The following is a 16,398-nucleotide window of genomic DNA, read 5'->3' as shown; positions in this document are numbered from 1 at the left end:
TCAGCCAATAAGTGAAAGTAGATCCGCCACTTAAGCTACATCAAGCGGAGTAGTTTCTCCCACATATACTGTTGTCGTGAACCCTGACCCGAAGCTGCGCGCCGACGCCCGCATGAACCGCGAGCAGATCATCGCGGCCGCCCACGTCCTCATCGCCGAGCACGGAGCGGAGGTGCCGATGGAGGAGGTGGCCCGGCGTGCCGGCGTGGGCACCGGCACCCTCTACCGGCGGTTTCCCAACCGGAACGCGCTGATCCGCGGGGTGGCCCTGGACAGCTTCCATCGCGTGATCGCCATCGCCAGGGCGGCCGAGGACGAGGAGCCGGACGCCTGGACGGCGCTGTCGCGGTTCGTCCATCAGGCCGGCGGCGACCTGCGCCTGGCCGCGGGCCTGGCCATGCGCTTCGCCGGCACGTGGGCCGCGCTCCGCGACGACCCGGAGAACCTCCGGCTGCGCGGGACCCTGCTGAAGATCCTCGACCGGCTGGTCCAGCGCGCCCAGGCCGACGGCATGATGCGCGACGACGTCGGCACCGCCGACCTGTCGATGATGATGGCCCTGCTTCTACGGCCGATGCCCGGCCTGAGAGAGGACCTCACCCCCGCCGGCGCCGACCGCTATCTCACGCTCATGCTCGACGGCCTGCGCCCCCACCCGGGCGCCGGCCCCCTCCCCGCCCCGGAGGTCACGCGCACCGACCTGGCATGAACCGGATCGTCGGTACGTCATCCGCGCCCATGCGGCATGGCACGAGCAGTAGGGCAGTTCTTGAGGAAGATGTCGCCGCCGGCCAGCTTGATGTTGTCGATCGACATCCAGCCGTTCGTCCGGGTGCCCTTGACCCGGGCGTAGACCCACCTGTTGCCGTACTCGTTGGTCGTCCAGCACTGGAAGTACAGGGTGGTGCCCTTGGCCAGCTTGGTGATCGTGGCGCAGCGGGGGCCCTGGTAGGGGCCGCGTTTGAGGTTGGCGGTGACCTTCATGACGGCCGCGCCGTGGTCCACGTTCGCGGTCGGAGGGGCGACGCAGCGCTTGCCGTACCCGGTGGCGGCCGAGGCGGCGGGGGCCACGGTGAGCGTGAGGGCGGCGACGGTTCCGGCGATCGTGATGATCCGGTGAAGTGTCATGCCGGGTGTGACGCCCGGGGTTGGATCTTTGTTCGCCCCAAGGGCCAAAGCGGGCATGCTATGAAATTTCTATGAAAAAAGCGTGAAGGCGAATCGGGGGTTCGGCGGAATACCAGGTGTAACCCACAGAAGGGACACCATGCGAATGGCCGCTCCCCCGGACGTGCCTGTGACAGTCGATGACGCGGCACTCATCGAGCAGTCGTGGCGCCGCCCGGACGTGTTCGCGGTGCTCTACGACCGGTACTTCGACGAGATCTACCGCTATCTCGCCGGCCGGCTCGGCCCGCACATCGCCGACGACCTGGCCGCCGAGACGTTTCTCGTCGCCTTCAGGAAGAGGCGGAGCTACGACGCGGCCCGCGGAGCCGTACGGCCGTGGCTGTACGGCATCGCCACCAAGCTCCTCGCCCAGCACCGCAGGAGTGAGACCCGCCGGCTGTCCGCCTTCCAGCGCGCCCCGGTGGACGTGTTGGCCGACGACGGCCCGGAGGACAGGGTGACCACGCGGGTCGCCGCCGCGAACGCACAGGGGCGGCTCGCGTCGGCGCTGGAGCGCCTGTCCCATGGGGACCGTGACGTGCTGCTGCTCATCGCGCTGGCCGATCTCAGCTACGAGGAGGTCGCCCAGGTGCTCGACATTCCCTTCGGGACGGTCGGATCGCGCCTCAACCGGGCCCGCAAGAAGTTGCGCGCGGCTCTGGGCGGCACCAATCCCATGATCGGAGGGTCCGATGGATGACGACCTGACCGCGGTGCGCGATCTGCTCTCCGCTCCGGGTCCCACCCGGGAGACGGCCGACAAGGGTCGCGCGCGCCTGCGTGACGAGCTGTCGCGCCGGCCGAGGAGGTGGGTCACGCCGCTGCGTACCGGCATGGTCGCGGCCGCGCTGGCCACGGCGCTGGGGGTGGCGGTCATCATGCCCTCGGACGACCTGGTCCTGCTGACCCCCGACCCGACCACCGCCTCCACCGCGCCGACCGCCAGACAGATCCTGCTCGCCGCCGCCACGGCCATGGCCAGGACGCCGTCGGACGGCGACTACTGGCGGGCGCGCACGGTGACCGGCAAGCTGATCGTCAGCCCTGATCGCGGGTACGTGCTGCGCCGCGACTCGGCCAGCGAGACCTGGCTGACCCGGGCGGCGGGCGGGCGGAGCGGGTCGTTCAACCAATATCTGGGCGCGAGGCCGGCCACGGAGAAGGACAAACTGGCCTGGCAGGCGGCGGGCGGCCCGGTGAGCTGGCGATACCCGGACGACGTCACCGGCATGGGCTTCATCGGCGCGGGCGAGACCGTGCAGTCGGCGCCGGGGGCGCGGGTGGGCGGAGCGCCGAAGGAGCCGGTCGACTGGGACGAGGTCAACCGGATCCCGGCGGGCGCGGCGCCGCTGCGCTCGTACCTGGAGGCCAGGATCGGGGCGGTCAGCCCGCGGGAGCTGGATTCGCGGCTGCGCAAGAGCTGCATGGAGATCCTGTCCGGGTTGCCGGTCTCGCCGGAGGTGCGCGCCTCCGCGTACCAGGTGATGGCTTCGCTGCCGGGGATGACGGCGGAGGGAGAGGTGACCGATCCGCTGGGCCGTACGGGACAGGCGCTGCGCTACCAGGTCAACCGGCCGGAGGGGCAGGTCAGCGACGCCCGCTTCGTGGTCGATCCGGACAGCGGCTTCCCGCTGGCCAACGAGACCAAGGGCGTGGGGCGGCTGGCCGACGGCCAGAGCGTGGAGGTCAGCTCCTTCACCGCCTACCAGCAGATCGGCTGGACGGACGAGGAACCGGACTGGGGGAGCGATGGCGTTCACGCTGAATGAGGTCAGGGAGCGCACGTACAAGCCGCGCGACGCGTGGTGGACGGTGTTCCTCGTCGATCCGCTGGCCGGGCGGCTGGTGGTGGCCGCGTCCAACCGCACCTCGATCACCCCGAACCAGGTGACGTGGGCGGCGTTCGTGCTCGGGCTGGGGTCGGCGGCCTGTTTCGTCATGGGCGACTGGAGCTGGCTGGCGGCCGGGGCGGTCATGTACCACCTGAGCTTCGTCCTGGACTGCGTGGACGGCAAGATCGCGCGGCTCAAGGGGACCGGGACGGTCTTCGGCGGCTGGCTCGACTACGTCTTCGACCGGATCCGGGTGCTGGCGTGCGCCGTGGCGCTCATGTGGGGGCAGTACCGGCTGACCGGCCAGGACCTCTACCTGATCCTCGGCATCCTGGTGGTCTTCCTCGACATGCTGCGCTACGTCGACGCCTTCCAGGTGGCGAAGGTACGCCGGGCGATGCGCCGCCAGCTCGACGAGGCGATCGGCGGCCCGGACGAAGAGCACGACGAGGAGCACCACGTGGAGCCGGAGGAGCTGATCGATCTGCAGCGCGGCTTCCGCAGCCGGTTCTCCTGGTACCTGGTGGCGCGCGATTGGCTGCGCGACCACCGGGTGCGCACGCACCTGATGAGCGGCATCGAGTTCCAGATGGCGGTGTTCATCGTGGGGCCGCTGCTGGGGCTGGTCGTGCCGGTCACGCTGGCCGCGGCCGGGCTGCTGCTGGTCTTCGAGGTGGCGATCATGTACAAGCTCTGGCTGTCCTCGCGTGACCTGACCAAGGTGCTGTCCGGCATGAGAGCAGGGGGTTAATTGCGTTGAGGGTAGGGGTGGCCGTCTGCTCTACTCGAACGGACGGCCGCCCAGCTCAAGGAGCCCCAAGATGCGCGAAGCGTACATGTTTCCACAAAAGGTAACTTTCACCTCTTCTAGGGACATGACGCTTCGTGAGAATGCTCAACTTGGGGATTTTGGCGCATGTAGACGCCGGTAAGACCAGCCTGACCGAGCGGCTGCTCTACGCCGCCGGGGTCATCGACGAGATCGGCAGCGTCGACGACGGCAGCACCCAGACCGACTCGCTCGCTCTCGAACGCCGCCGCGGCATCACGATCAAGTCCGCGGTCGTGTCCTTCGCGATCGGCGATGTCACCGTCAACCTGATCGACACCCCCGGCCACCCCGACTTCATCGCCGAGGTGGAGCGGGTGCTGAGCGTGCTCGACGGCGCCGTGCTGGTGATCTCCGGCGTGGAGGGCGTGCAGGCCCAGACCCGCGTGCTCATGCGTACGCTCAAACGCCTGCGCATCCCGACGATCCTGTTCGTCAACAAGATCGACCGCCGCGGCGCCAGGACCGACGCCGTCCTGCGCCAGATCGCCGAACGCCTCACCCCCGCCGCCATCCCGCTGGGGACCGCGCGCGACCTCGGCACCCCCGCCGCCTCCTTCCATCGCATGTACGGCGGAGCCGACGTGCTGGCCGACAACGACGAGGCCCTGCTGGCCGCGTACGTGGCCGACGCCGTCCCTGAGGACCGCCTGCGGAGCGCGCTGGCGGCCCAGACCGCCGCCGCCCTGGTCCACCCGGTCTTCTTCGGCTCGGCCATCACCGGCGCGGGTGTCGACGAGCTGAGCGACGGCATCCGCGAACTGCTCCCGCCGGCGAAAGGCGCGCCCGACGCCCCGCTCTCCGGCACCGTCTTCAAGATCGAACGCGGCCCGGCCGGCGAGAAGATCGCCTACGCCCGGCTGTTCACCGGCGCCGTGCGCGTACGCGACAAACTGCCCTTCCGCACCGAGCAGGAGGGCAAGGTGACCGCCGTCGCCGCCTTCGAAAGCGGCGCCGCGGTCCCCAGGCAGGAGGTGCGCGCGGGCCAGATCGCCAAGCTCTGGGGCCTGGACGACATCAGGATCGGCGACCGCATAGGCGAGCCGGCCCCGGGCACGGACGCCCACCACTTCGCCCCGCCCTCCCTGGAGACGGTCGTCATCCCCGACCGCCCCTCGGAGAAGGGCGCCCTGCGCGCCGCGCTCGCCCAGCTCGCCGAGCAGGACCCGCTGATCAACCTGCGCCAGGACGACCTGCGCCAGGAGATCTTCCTGTCCCTTTACGGCGAGGTGCAGAAGGAGGTCATCGAGGCCACGCTGGCCGACGAGTTCGGCCTCGCGGTCACCTTCCGCGAAACCACCACGATCTGCGTCGAACGCCCGTCCGGCGCCGGCTCGGCGGTCGAGTTCATCGCCAAGGCCCCCAACCCCTTTCTGGCCACGGTCGGACTGCGGGTGGACCCGGCGCCGGTGGGCAGCGGGGTGGAGTTCCGGCTGGGGATCTCGCTGGGCGACATGCCGTACGCGTTCTTCAAGGCGGTCGAGGACACCGTCCACGAGACGCTCCGGCAGGGGCTCCATGGGTGGCAGGTCGTGGACTGCACGGTCACGATGACGCACTCCGGCTACTACCCGCGCCAGAGCCACGCGCACCAGAGCTTCGACAAGAGCATGTCGAGCACCGGGGCCGACTTCAGGGGGCTGACGCCGCTGGTGCTGATGAGCGCGCTCAGGCGGGCGGGGACGCGGGTGTGCGAGCCGCTGCACCGCTTCCGGCTGGAGATCCCGGCCGACGCGCTGGGGCCGGTGCTGCCCTTGCTGGCGCGGCTGCGGGCCGTGCCCAGGACACAGGGCGAGGGCGTGATCGAGGGAGAGATCCCCGCGGCCAGGGTGCACGAGCTGCAGCAGCAACTGCCCGCGCTCACCCGCGGCGAGGGCGTGCTGGAGAGCTCCTTCGAACGCCACCACGAGGTCTCCGGCCCGCCACCCGAACGCGAGCGCACCGACCACAACCCACTCAACCGCAAGGAGTACCTGCTCCACGTGGAACGGAGGGTCTGAGCAGCTCAGGGCGTGGAAATGTCGGTGGCGAACGGCATGATGAACCCATGAGCGACGCGCCTCCCCTCACCCTCATCGCCGACCACGCCGCCTACGCGGAAGCGGTGCAGCTGGCTCTCGACGCCTCCGCGGCCTACTACGCCGACGGCACATCCACGCTCGACGACGACTCCTACGACCGGCTGCTGCGCGGCATCGTGGCCTACGAGGAGGAGCATCCCGACGAGGTGCTGGCCGACTCGCCCACGGGCAAGGTGGCGGGCGGCGCCGTGGTCGGCGACGTGCCGCACAGCGTGCCCATGCTCAGCCTCGACAACGTCTTCGGCGCCGAGCAACTGGCCGAGTGGGCCGCCTCGGTGGAGCGCAGGATCGGCAGGCCGGTCGCGGAGTGGAGCGTGGAGCCCAAGCTCGACGGCCTGGCGATCGCCGCCCGCTATCGCAGGGGCCGCCTGGTCCAGCTCATCACGCGCGGCGACGGCACCGCGGGCGAGGACGTCAGCCACGCCGCGGGCACGATCGTCGGGCTGCCCGAGCGGCTGGCCGAGCCGGTCACGGTGGAGTTGCGCGGCGAGGTCATGATGACCGCGGCGCAGTTCGAGGACGCCTGTGCCAAGCGCCAGGCCCACGACGGCACCACGTTCGCCAACCCGCGCAGCGCCGCCGCGGGCACCCTGCGCGCCCAGGACCGGCCCTACACCTGCGAGCTGACGTTCTTCGGCTACGGCGCGCTGCCCACCCCCGATGACGTCTCCGAGCTGGCCGTGCGTCTGCGCGAGCTGCCGCACAGCCAGGTCATGGAGTGGGTGGCCGCCCAAGGTGTGCAGACCACGGCGGCCACCTCGGTCGCCGGGGTCGTCGCGCACACCCTGGAGCGGGTTCAGGAGCGCGTCGAGCAGATCGCCGCGGCGCGCGCCGAGCTGCCCTTCGGCATCGACGGCATCGTGATCAAGTGCGACCTGGCAGACGACCAGGCGGCGGCGGGCTTCAGCTCGCGCGCCCCGCGCTGGGCCATCGCCTACAAGCTGCCCGCCACCGAGAAGATCACCAAGCTGATCGCCGTGGAGTGGAACACCGGGCGCACCGGCATCATCGCGCCCCGCGCCGTGCTGGAGCCGGTCGAGCTCGACGGCTCCGTCGTCACCTACGCCACCCTCCACAACCCGGCCGACATCGCCCGCCGCGGCCTGATGCTCGGCGACTCGGTCGTCGTCTACAAGGCGGGCGACGTGATCCCGCGCGTCGAGGCCCCCGTCGTGCACCTGCGCACCGGCGACGAGCAGCCGATCGCCATCCCGGAGGTCTGCCCGTCGTGCGGCGACGCGATCGACGCCTCGCAGGAGCGCTGGCGCTGCGTGCGGGGCCGCGCCTGCCGCGCGATCGCCTCCATCCAGTACGCCGCCGGCCGCGACCAGCTCGACATCGAGACCCTGGCCGAGCAGCGCATCCAGCAGCTGCTCGACGCCGGCTTCATCACCGACTTCGCCGACCTGTTCTTCCTGACCCGCGAGCAGGTGCTCGGCCTGGAGCGGATGGGCGAGACCAGCACCGACAACCTCCTGGCCGCCATCGAGCAGGCCAAGTCCAGGCCGCTGAGCCGCGTCTTCTGCGCGCTGGGCGTGCGCGGCACCGGCCGTTCGATGAGCCGCCGCATCGCCCGGCACTTCGCCACGATGGAGGCCATCCGCGCCGCCGACGCCGAGGCGATCCAGCAGGTCGAGGGCATCGGCCCGGAGAAGGCGCCGGTGGTGGTGGCCGAGCTCCTGGAGCTCGCGCCGCTGATCGACAAGCTGGTCCAGGCGGGCGTCAACATGACCGAGCCCGGCGCCACCCCGCCCAGCGCCGCCGCGGAAGACGGCGCGCAGGAGAGCCAGGGCGAGCAGGGGCCGCTGTCCGGAATGACGGTGGTGGTGACCGGGGCGATGTCCGGGGTCCTGGAGTCGTTGTCGCGCAACCAGATGAACGAGCTGATCGAACGCGCGGGCGGCAAGTCGTCGTCGAGCGTGTCGGCCAAGACGTCGTTGCTGGTGGCGGGGGAGAAGGCGGGTTCCAAGCGGACCAAGGCCGAATCACTGGGTGTGCGGGTCATGTCGCCGGAGGAGTTTGCCGCTCTGGTGGAAGGGGTTTACCCGGGGTAGGGAGCAGTTCCCAATCTGATGAAAGGGGTTTGCCAGGGGGAGAGACCAGTTCCCAAGGGCTCCGGGAATACAGTAGATTGACGCCCGTCTATCGGGGCGCTACGTCTTTGGGCCGCTGCGTAATCACGCTCCAGGGGCACTTTTACGGCAAATGTGGCGTTTTGCACCTGGAGCGGGGATTGAGGTGGCCGACAGCACCAGAGGCGTACAGTCCGGCACCGCTCGCGACTCCGCCTGGAAACGTGATTTCCGGCTGCTCTGGACCGGCTCGGCCTTCTCCCAGTTCGGCACCGTCAATGCCACCCTCGCCGCTCCGCTGCTCGCGCTCGCGCAGACCGGATCGCCGGTCTTCGCCGGCTGGGTGACGGCCGCCGGCACGCTTCCGCGCCTGCTGCTCTACCTCCCCGCCGGGGTGATCGTCGACCGGTCCAACCGCCGGGCGATCATGGTGATCAGCGCGTTCCTGCAGATGGCGCTGGCGGTGGTGCTGGTCGTGGGGGTGTTCAGCCGCGGCGACGTGACCCTGCTGCTGCCTCTGGTCGCCGGCGCGCAGGGTGTCTGCGCGGTGTTCTACTCCACGGCTGAGCTGGCGGTGGTGCCGCGGCTCGTGCCGGAGGAGAGCCTGCCTAAGGCGGTGTCGCGCAACGAGGCGCGCATCCACGGGGCGGGGCTGCTGGGGCGGCCGTTCGGCGGGCTGCTGTTCGATCTGATGCACGGACTGCCGTTTCTCCTGGATGCGGTCTCCTCCGCCCTTTCCGCTTTCTTCCTCCTGAAAATGGACAAGAAGGCATTCAAGCCACCGGTGACGCATCGATCCGCCATGACGAGTGATTTGAGGGAAGGCGTCAGCTTTCTGCGTGGTGATGCGTTCCTGTTCCTTGTGGTGATTGTTTGCGCTCTTGCTAATTTTTTCTTCCAGATTGTCGGACTTTCTCTGGTGCTGCTGGCTCACGCGCAGGCGCTGCCGTACTGGCTGACGGGGGTGCTGATCGCCGCCTCCGGGTTCGGCGGGGTGCTCGGGTCGCTGGTCGCGCCGCGGTTTCTGACCGGGCGGCAGCCGCGCAGGGTGATCGTCATCTGCGTGTGGGCGTGGTTGTTCCTGTGCGCGGCGCTGGCGGTCAGTGACCATGGCTCGGTGCTCTACGTCGCCGTCCTGCTGCCGATGGCGTGGGCCGGGATCGGCTTCACCGGGGCGTGCCTCAACGTGGCGCTGTCGGTCCACTACGCCAGGGAGGTGCCGGTCCACCTGCACGCGCGGGTGGTCAGCGTCAGCCGGTTCTTCTCCGGCGGGGCGGTGCCGCTCGGGGCGCTGGCCGCCGGGTACGTGATCGCGGGGCTCGGCACCAAGGCGGCGGTCGTCATGGTCGCCGGCGTGATCCTGGTCCTGGCGCTGGCGGTGTCATACGGCTCGCTCGCCTGGGGGCTGCTCGTCCGGGTCCGGGTGTGGGCCGCGCTGTGGAAAGACCGCGTCGCTGAGGGCGTAGAGCTCGTTCTCGAGGCGGGAGCGGACCGGCTGCGCGATCCCTTTGGGGCTTTCGAGCTCGCCGTGCGCCGCGGCCCAGCTGAGCGATTCACCCAGAGCCTCGATCCGCGCGTGGCACTCGCGCGGGCACAGCGGCCGCAGCCTGGCCATCGCGGTCTTGGCGGCGACGGTGTCGTGCCTGACCTGCCAGACCTGTTTGGCGAGATCGGCGGGGTCGAAGCGCGTTGTGCCGCCGCGGCGGAGCTGCTGCGCGTACTCGACGTTCAGCGCCAGGTTCATCACGGCCTCCGCTGTGGTGGCGAAGGTCTCCCTGAGCTCGCGATCGCGGGCGTCCCGCCGGTCGTCGGCCCGCTGCTCGGCCGCGGCGAGCCGGGTGTGCCGCGAGCGGGTCCGCTCGGTGAGGACCGCGGTGAGCGAGCCGGTCAGTGCGCCGAATACGGCGGCGCACGCGGTGATGACGGCGACCATGACGAGCTGGTTCAGGGCTCCTCCGACAGGCGCCTGGCCGTGCCGTGCTGATGGGGCGGCAGCGGAGGATGGATCGCCAGGATCGCCAGCTCGGCGTACCTGGCCGCGTCCGAGGAGTCGCCGGAGATCATGCGGACCCTGGCCGCGCGCAGATAGACCGGGCCGCTGTCACCGGCGTCGGCGACCGCGCCGGCCAGCTCCCTGTCGGCTTCCTCCGTACGTGACAGCGTCGCCAGCGCCAGCGCCCTGGCCGCGCGGGCCGACGGCTGCGGCCAGCGGCTGCTCGCCTGCCCGATGTCGCGCAGCGCCGACTCCGCGTCGCCGAGGTCGGCCAGCATCTCGCCGCGGGTGCGCCTGGCCTCGGGCACGTTGCCCTCGCGGTTGATCACATTGTTGAGTACGGCCAGCGCCGCCTGCGGCTCCCCGGCCATCCAGAAGTTCTGCCCGAGGCTGGTCTGCAGGGTGACGTCATGGGGGACCCGCTCGACGGCGGCGCGCAACATGCCGGTGGCCTGGCGCTGCCTGCCCTGGTCGAGCGCGACCCGGCCGGCCGCGGCCAGCAGCCAGCCCACCGCCGTGTTGTCGCGCAGCGCCTCGTAGAGCTCGCAGGCGCGCAGGTAGTGGTCGGCGGCCTCGTTGAGCCGGTGCTGCTCGTAGGCGATGCTGCCGAGCAGCGACTCGATGGCCGCGCCGGCCCGCAGTTCGTCGGGGGAGCAGGCTTCGGCGGCTTTGCGGGCGAGGCTTCTGGCGCGTTCCGGCTCGCCGTCGAAGGCGGCCTCCATGGCGGCGCGCAGCCGGTCCGCGGTGCCGAGGGCGGGGCGGGGCCACAGGCCGGGATCGAGCCGTCTGAGGGGGGCCATGAGCCTCGGGTGGCGCAGGATGTACATGCGCAGGCCGTACTTCTGCGGGGCCCTGATGAGGTGGCGGTCCTCCAGGGAGCGCACGACGGCGGCGGTGATCCGCTCGGACGAGCCGAGCTTGCGGGCGACGCCGGACACGACGGTCTGGTGCAGCCATGCGTGGAAGGCGGCGGGCAGCAGCTCGAAGTCGGCGGCGATCGAGGCGAGCGTGGCCGAGCAGTAGTCGGTCAGGGCGGCGTCGACCTCGTCCTCCATCCGCGCGATGGGGTGGTCCTGGCCGGGCGGACGGCTCCACAGCCGGGTGCCGGTGACCTGGAGCAGCATCGGGTCGACGGTGGACACGGGGCGGTGCGGCCGGCCCATGGCATCCCTGATCGTGCGGAGCTCGTCGAGCAGTTCGCGGGTGCGGGAGGGGGCTGGGCGGTAGCCGGAGCTCTCGATCGAGCGGCGGACGACCTCGGCGGCGGCCTCCGGGGTGAAGGGGCTGAGCGCGAACTCCTCGTACTGCAGGTCCGCGAAGCCCTTCACCACGCGCAGCAGCTCGTCGAGGTAGTCGGTGCGCACCGACAGCAGCAGCCGCAGGCGGGGCCGCTTGGCGGCGGTGGCGAGGAGCTCGCTGAGGAAGGCGCAGCGTTCGTGCTCGTTGTCGCCGGCCGGGCGCAGGAACAGCTCGACCTGGTCGATGGCGGCCAGCGTCGGCGCGGGGCGGCCCTGCCGGTCGACCTCTTCGCGGCGTTGCAGGAAGTCGTCGATGGACAGGCCCGGGACGTGGGTGTGGGCGTTGGCCGCGTGCCAGGACGACAGCAGGGCGAGCACGTACCTGTTGTGGTCGGGCAGCGCGGCGACCGGCCACACGCGGGTGGGCGCGGTCAGGCCGATGGGGAGCACGTGGGCGTTGCCCGCCTTAAGGGCCGGCACAACGCCCGCGCGCAGCAGCGAGGTCTTGCCCGCGCCGGCGTCGGAATGGAGGATCGTCAGCCGGCGCTGCTGCCATGTCCGGGTTAGTTTTCGGACCTCTTCGGTTCGTCCGAATAACAGCATCTCATCGTGGGCTTCGAAAGGCCGCGCTCCAATGAATGGTCCGCGTGGAGCTGCGGGAACCGCTGAGAAAGCTGTCATTAGCCAGACCTCGCTCATGGAGGACGGTACGGATCAACCGCCTTGAGATCGCGCCGCTGTCGCCTGGCGACGATGCTGCCGATTGTGGCGAGACCGAAACCCTCTCACCGTCGCGGCACGCCCATCAAGGGGTTCCGCAATAATACGGCAATTCCTCGATTTCGAAAGAGCTCGATTTGGGTGGCCGAAATCGCCTATTAGGCATGCACGTCCGACGACTTTGGTGCTTCGAGATCCGCTAGAGAGCGGTGCTGTTGTCGAAGCGCGCGAAGCCCTCCCCTTCTTCGAGATCAGGTTCGAGCAGCTCACGTAGGGCCTGCGCGAGGACCGTGTCCCCGAGTCGGTCCAGGTCGGGATGGGAGAGCAGGGAAAGATCGACGAAATCGCTGCGGTGCTCGGCAAGCTGTGGTCGCACTGACATTCCCCTATCGACGCCTGCATACGGCCTGCTGTGTCGCCGCCCGGATCACACTCCTTCCGCCCCGGCGCGGCCGTTCCGGTGAATGTTCTCAACTGGCATGTATCACATTCGCGGGCCGCGGTATACCCTTCACAAACGCAAGGCCTTTTTTGCGACGCCGAATGTGCGGATAGGGCCGTCACTGAGCCTGTCCGCCCACCGGCGTTGCGCTATCGTTTCCTTGCTTGTCCATTCTCTGCGGACGGGAGGGCGGAGCGCGTGACCGATTCGGAACGTCCCATCATGCGGGGGGCGACCGGCGGCTTTCCTGAGGTTTGGAAAGTCCCCCCGCGCAACACGAACTTCACCGGGCGCGACGAGCTCATGGGCAGCTTGCGCTCCAGCATCACGAAGAAGACCACGGCCGTGGTCCCGCACGCCCTGCAGGGTTTCGGCGGCGTCGGCAAGACCCAGATCGCCATCGAGTACGCCTACCGCTTCCGCGGCGAGTACGACGTCGTCTGGTGGATCCCCTCCGACCAGCCCGGCCTGGTCCGGTCCACGCTGGCCCAGCTCGCGCCGAAGCTGGGCCTGCCCGACCCGACCACGACGGGCATCGAGGAGGCCGCCAACTCCGTGCTCGACACGTTGCGCAGCGGCAAGCCGTACGACCGATGGCTGTTGATCTTCGACAACGCCGACGAGCCCGAGGACATCAACGACATCCTTCCCCAGGGCGCAGGCAACGTCCTGATCACCTCGCGCAACCACCGCTGGGCCAGCCTGTACGAGACGGTGGCCGTGGACGTCTTCCCGCGTCCGGAGAGCGTGGAGTTCTTCATCAAGCGCATGCGGCGCTCCATCACCGAGAAGGACGCCGACCGGCTGGCCGGCGCGCTCGGTGACCTGCCGCTGGCGCTGGAGCAGGCGGCGGCCCTGCAGACCGAGACCGGCATGTCGGCCGACGACTACCTGCGCATGCTGACCGAGCGCACCGCGATCCTGCTGGGCGAGGGCAAGCCGAGCGAGTACCCGCTGCCGATGACGGCGGCGTGGAGCCTGTCGGTGAACGAGCTCAAGGACAACCTGCCCGAGGCGATGGAGCTGCTGCGCTGCTGCGCCTTCTTCGGTCCCGAGCCGATCCCGCGCTCGATCTTCGCCTCGGTCGAGGGCCCGGTCCGCCCGGTCATCGCCGATCTGCTGGCCGACCCGATCCGGCTGGGCACCGCCATCAGGCGCCTGGGCAAGTACGCGCTGGTGCGCATCGAGTCGGAGCCGTCCAGGCCCACCACGCTCCAGGTCCACCGGCTGATCCAGGCGCTGCTGCGCGAGGAACTGGAGGCGGGGACCCAGGAGGAGATCCGCTCTGAGGTGCACTCCCTGCTGGTGGGCGCGGCGCCGGAGTCGCCGGACAACCCGACGGACTGGGTGACGTACGACGCGCTGCTGGCCCATCTCGAACCGGCGAGGCTGGCCGACAGCGTCCGCGACGACGTGCGGGGATTCGCGCTCAACGTGCTCACCTACCTGAACGCCTCGGGAAACCACCAGGGGCTGCGCGACCACCTCGACACGTTCCTGCAGAAGTGGACCGACGAGTTCGGCCCGGACGACCTCCACGTGCTGCGGGCCCGGCGCGTGCAGGGCGACCTGCTGCGCAGCATGGGCCAGTACACCGACGCCCACCGGCTCAACACCGCGACGCTGGCGAAGATCCAGGCGAACGTGGGCGTGGAGCACCCCGACAGCCTGGTCCTGCTCAACGGCATCGGCGCGGACCTGCGCGCCCAGGGGCTGTTCGCCGAGGCGCGCGACCACGACACCGAGTCCGTGCGCCTGCACCGCAAGGTGTTCGGCGCCGACCATGTGAGCACGCTGCGCGCGGTCAACAACCTGGCGCTCGACTACGGCCTGACCAGTGACTACCTGGGCTCGCGGACCCTGCTGGAGGAGGCCCTGCGCTCGGGCGGCAACGCGGTCAACCGGATCACGCAGCTCAACCTGTGGGCCGGTCTCGGCCGGTCGGTCCGGCTGTGCGGCTTCTACAGCGAGGCCTGCGACCTCGGCGAGGACGCCCTGGCCTTCGGCCGCGAACTGCTGGACGCCGACCACCCGCGCGTCCTGCTGACGCAGAAGGACCTGTCGATCGCCCTGCACCGCTACGGCGAGCACGAGCGGGCGCTGGATCTGGCCCAGGACGTCCACGCGCGGTACGTGCGCCTGTACGGCCTCGACCACCCCGGCACGCTGGCCGCGGCGACGTGCCTGTCCAACGCGCTGCGCGTGAACGGCCTCATCCAGGAGTCGTTCGACCTGGCCAACGACACGATGCAGCGCTACCCCAAGCTGTACGGCCCCGAGCATCCCTACAACTACGGCTGCGCCAGCAACGTGGCGCTGATGTACCGGGTGCGCGGCGAGCCGCTGGAGGCCCGCCGGCTCAACGAGCGCGCCATGGAGGGCCTGGACCAGCGGGTCGGGCGCGACCACCACTTCACGCTCACGGTGGCCGTCAACCTCGCCAGCGACCTGGCCATGCTCGGCGAGCTCAAGGAGGCCTGCAAGCTGGGCACCGACGCGCTCGAACGGCTGCGCCGCCTGCTGGGCGAGGACCATCCCACGACGCTGGCCGCCTCGGCGAACCTGGTCGTGGACCTCGCGCAGTCGGGCCAGACGGAGAAGGCCGAGATCCTGTCGGCCGACACCATGGACCGCTACCGGGACACGCTGGGCCTGGATCACCGCGACGCGGTCGTGGCGATGGAGGGCCGGCATCTCGACTGCGACTTCGACCCGCCGCCGATCTAGGCGCGGGGCTGCGACAGCAGCGACACGTCCTCGACCATCACCCGCCGGATGTGGGAGATCAGCCGGTACAGGTCCTGGCAGTAGACCGACGGATTGCGGAATCCGCTGCCGGGCCGGTACCGGTGCGGGTAGAGGCCGCCGCCGCACACCCGGACGAGGTCGCAGGACAGGCACGCGCCGGACATGGCGCGCATGCCGATCTGCCGCGCCGCGATCGCCGGGAGGGTCAGGACCGCGTCGAAGGAGTCCTTGAGCACGTGGAGCAGGGTGCCGGCGGCCCCGTCGTAGGCGGACTTGAGCGTGTCGACCTGCTCGACGGCGCCGCTGGTCTCCACCACGACCACGGCCACCGGTGAGAGCCCGATGGCCTCGCTGCGCGAGGTCCTGCCGCACAGCAGCCGGATGATCTCGCTGAACAGCCGGATCTGCGTCTCCCGCTCCGGCGCCGAGTACCAGCGGTCGAAGACGGCGGACAGGTAGTCGCCGTAGGGCGTGACGGTGTCGGACCAGCCGGGCGGCGGGCTCTCCCAGTTGCCGTGCGGCAGCAGGAAGTCGACCATCGGCGGCCGGAACTCGACCAGCGCCTCGTAGGTCTTGACCGGGTCGTTGGCCAGTTCGAGCGTGCACAGCAGGCCGCTGAACAGGTGGCGGTATTCGGGGGCGGCCAGGCGTTCGATGCCGGCCCGCACCTCGTCGTAGGTGCCGCGGCCCGAGGAGCGGCGGCGGTGGCGGTCGTGGCCCTCGGCGTCGCCGTCGAGGCTGACGCCGACGTAGACCTCGTGCTCGGCGAACAGCTCCAGGAACGCCTCGTCGATGAGGACGCCGTTGGTCTGCACCCGCAGGACCAGTTCGGTCTCACCGAGGGCGGCGCGCAGCGCGGTGACCGCGTAGCGGGTGTGCTCGACGCCGGCCAGCAGCGGCTCACCGCCGTGCAGGATGACCTCGACTCCGCTCAGGCCGTGGCTGGACGCGTGCTCGGCGATGCGGGCGGCCACGCGGTCGATGGTGGCCTTGGCCATCCGCCTCGGCTGGCTGCGCCAGCCCTGGTCGGCCATCTCGTAGACGTAGCAGTAGTCACAGGCCAGGTTGCAGCGGCTGTGAAGCTTGACGATGAACTGCCGGAACGGCGTGGGACGCCATCCGGATTCGAGGAGACCCTGGACGTCGAGCGGCCCAGGCCACTCGCGCTCGCCGGGCATGATGTCCCCCGCGCCTTCTCCCACGCTGATCAGCTCCCACGGATGAGATTAGAGCGCAGAGATTGGCCCCGGTATGCCCCGTTTCAGGGGGCGGC

General features: G+C 70.2%; 12 protein-coding genes. 8 read left to right on the top strand and 4 right to left on the bottom strand.

The window, feature by feature from the left end; translation table 11 throughout:
* Positions 1-76: 76 nt before the first annotated feature.
* Positions 77-709 (top strand): TetR/AcrR family transcriptional regulator, encoded by a 633-nt coding sequence (locus tag HNR40_RS06140; protein WP_221339930.1) that lies wholly within the window; start codon positions 77-79, stop codon positions 707-709.
* Positions 710-726: 17 nt separating this feature from the next.
* Here the strand turns inward: HNR40_RS06140 and HNR40_RS06135 are convergent, their stop codons facing one another.
* Complete coding sequence (locus tag HNR40_RS06135) at positions 727-1,128, bottom strand: hypothetical protein (protein ID WP_184958937.1); 402 nt, start codon at positions 1,126-1,128, stop codon at positions 727-729.
* Positions 1,129-1,297: 169 nt separating this feature from the next.
* Here HNR40_RS06135 and HNR40_RS06130 point away from each other — a divergent pair, with 169 nt between their 5' ends.
* From HNR40_RS06130 to HNR40_RS06105, 6 genes are all read left to right on the top strand, one after another.
* Positions 1,298-1,870, top strand: a complete 573-nt coding sequence (locus HNR40_RS06130; protein WP_312896200.1) for an RNA polymerase sigma factor — start codon at positions 1,298-1,300, stop codon at positions 1,868-1,870.
* Complete coding sequence (locus HNR40_RS06125) at positions 1,863-2,939, top strand: CU044_5270 family protein (protein WP_184958936.1); 1,077 nt, start codon at positions 1,863-1,865, stop codon at positions 2,937-2,939. Before HNR40_RS06130 ends, HNR40_RS06125 begins: the two co-directional genes overlap by 8 nt.
* Positions 2,920-3,753 carry a CDP-alcohol phosphatidyltransferase family protein gene (locus HNR40_RS06120; protein ID WP_184958935.1) on the top strand — a complete coding sequence of 278 codons (834 nt, stop codon included), beginning with the start codon at positions 2,920-2,922 and terminating at the stop codon, positions 3,751-3,753. The genes HNR40_RS06125 and HNR40_RS06120 overlap by 20 nt, the downstream gene beginning before the upstream one ends.
* 134 nt (positions 3,754-3,887) lie before the next feature.
* Entirely contained in the window at positions 3,888-5,831 is a 1,944-nt protein-coding gene (locus HNR40_RS06115; protein WP_184958934.1) for a GTP-binding protein, read from the top strand.
* A 47-nt stretch (positions 5,832-5,878) separates the two neighbouring features.
* Positions 5,879-7,966 carry an NAD-dependent DNA ligase LigA gene (ligA, locus tag HNR40_RS06110; protein ID WP_184958932.1) on the top strand — a complete coding sequence of 696 codons (2,088 nt, stop codon included), beginning with the start codon at positions 5,879-5,881 and terminating at the stop codon, positions 7,964-7,966.
* 184 nt (positions 7,967-8,150) lie between these two features.
* Positions 8,151-9,968 carry an MFS transporter gene (locus tag HNR40_RS06105; RefSeq protein WP_184958931.1) on the top strand — a complete coding sequence of 606 codons (1,818 nt, stop codon included), beginning with the start codon at positions 8,151-8,153 and terminating at the stop codon, positions 9,966-9,968.
* On the opposite strand, the gene HNR40_RS06100 is transcribed toward HNR40_RS06105, so the two are convergent.
* Complete coding sequence (locus HNR40_RS06100; protein WP_376773456.1) at positions 9,929-11,896, bottom strand: nSTAND1 domain-containing NTPase; 1,968 nt, start codon at positions 11,894-11,896, stop codon at positions 9,929-9,931. The genes HNR40_RS06105 and HNR40_RS06100 overlap by 40 nt on opposite strands.
* Before the next feature lie 238 nt (positions 11,897-12,134).
* Positions 12,135-12,311 (bottom strand): FxSxx-COOH-like cyclophane-containing RiPP peptide, encoded by a 177-nt coding sequence (locus tag HNR40_RS06095; protein WP_184958929.1) that lies wholly within the window; start codon positions 12,309-12,311, stop codon positions 12,135-12,137.
* 288 nt (positions 12,312-12,599) lie between these two features.
* Here HNR40_RS06095 and fxsT point away from each other — a divergent pair, with 288 nt between their 5' ends.
* Positions 12,600-15,104 carry an FxSxx-COOH system tetratricopeptide repeat protein gene (gene fxsT, locus HNR40_RS06090; protein WP_184958928.1) on the top strand — a complete coding sequence of 835 codons (2,505 nt, stop codon included), beginning with the start codon at positions 12,600-12,602 and terminating at the stop codon, positions 15,102-15,104.
* Here the strand turns inward: fxsT and HNR40_RS06085 are convergent.
* Positions 15,101-16,327: an FxsB family cyclophane-forming radical SAM/SPASM peptide maturase gene (locus HNR40_RS06085; RefSeq protein WP_312896199.1), complete on the bottom strand. Its 1,227-nt coding sequence runs from the start codon at positions 16,325-16,327 to the stop codon at positions 15,101-15,103. The genes fxsT and HNR40_RS06085 overlap by 4 nt on opposite strands.
* Between the last annotated feature and the right edge of the window lie 71 nt (positions 16,328-16,398).

Origin of the sequence: Nonomuraea endophytica, assembly GCF_014203235.1 — a bacterium.
Taxonomy (GTDB): Bacteria; Actinomycetota; Actinomycetes; order Streptosporangiales; family Streptosporangiaceae; genus Nonomuraea; species Nonomuraea endophytica.
This window is presented reverse-complemented; position numbering and strand designations above follow the sequence as displayed.

Excerpts from the sequence above, each read along its gene's own strand:
- HNR40_RS06120 (WP_184958935.1), top strand. The coding sequence starts at position 2,920 with ATGGCGTTCACGCTGAATGAGGTCAGGGAGCGCACGTACAAGCCGCGC.
- HNR40_RS06135 (WP_184958937.1), bottom strand. The coding sequence starts at position 1,128 with ATGACACTTCACCGGATCATCACGATCGCCGGAACCGTCGCCGCCCTC.
- HNR40_RS06125 (WP_184958936.1), top strand. The coding sequence starts at position 1,863 with ATGGATGACGACCTGACCGCGGTGCGCGATCTGCTCTCCGCTCCGGGT.
- ligA (WP_184958932.1), top strand. The coding sequence starts at position 5,879 with ATGAGCGACGCGCCTCCCCTCACCCTCATCGCCGACCACGCCGCCTAC.
- HNR40_RS06100 (WP_376773456.1), bottom strand. The coding sequence starts at position 11,896 with ATGACAGCTTTCTCAGCGGTTCCCGCAGCTCCACGCGGACCATTCATT.
- fxsT (WP_184958928.1), top strand. The coding sequence starts at position 12,600 with ATGCGGGGGGCGACCGGCGGCTTTCCTGAGGTTTGGAAAGTCCCCCCG.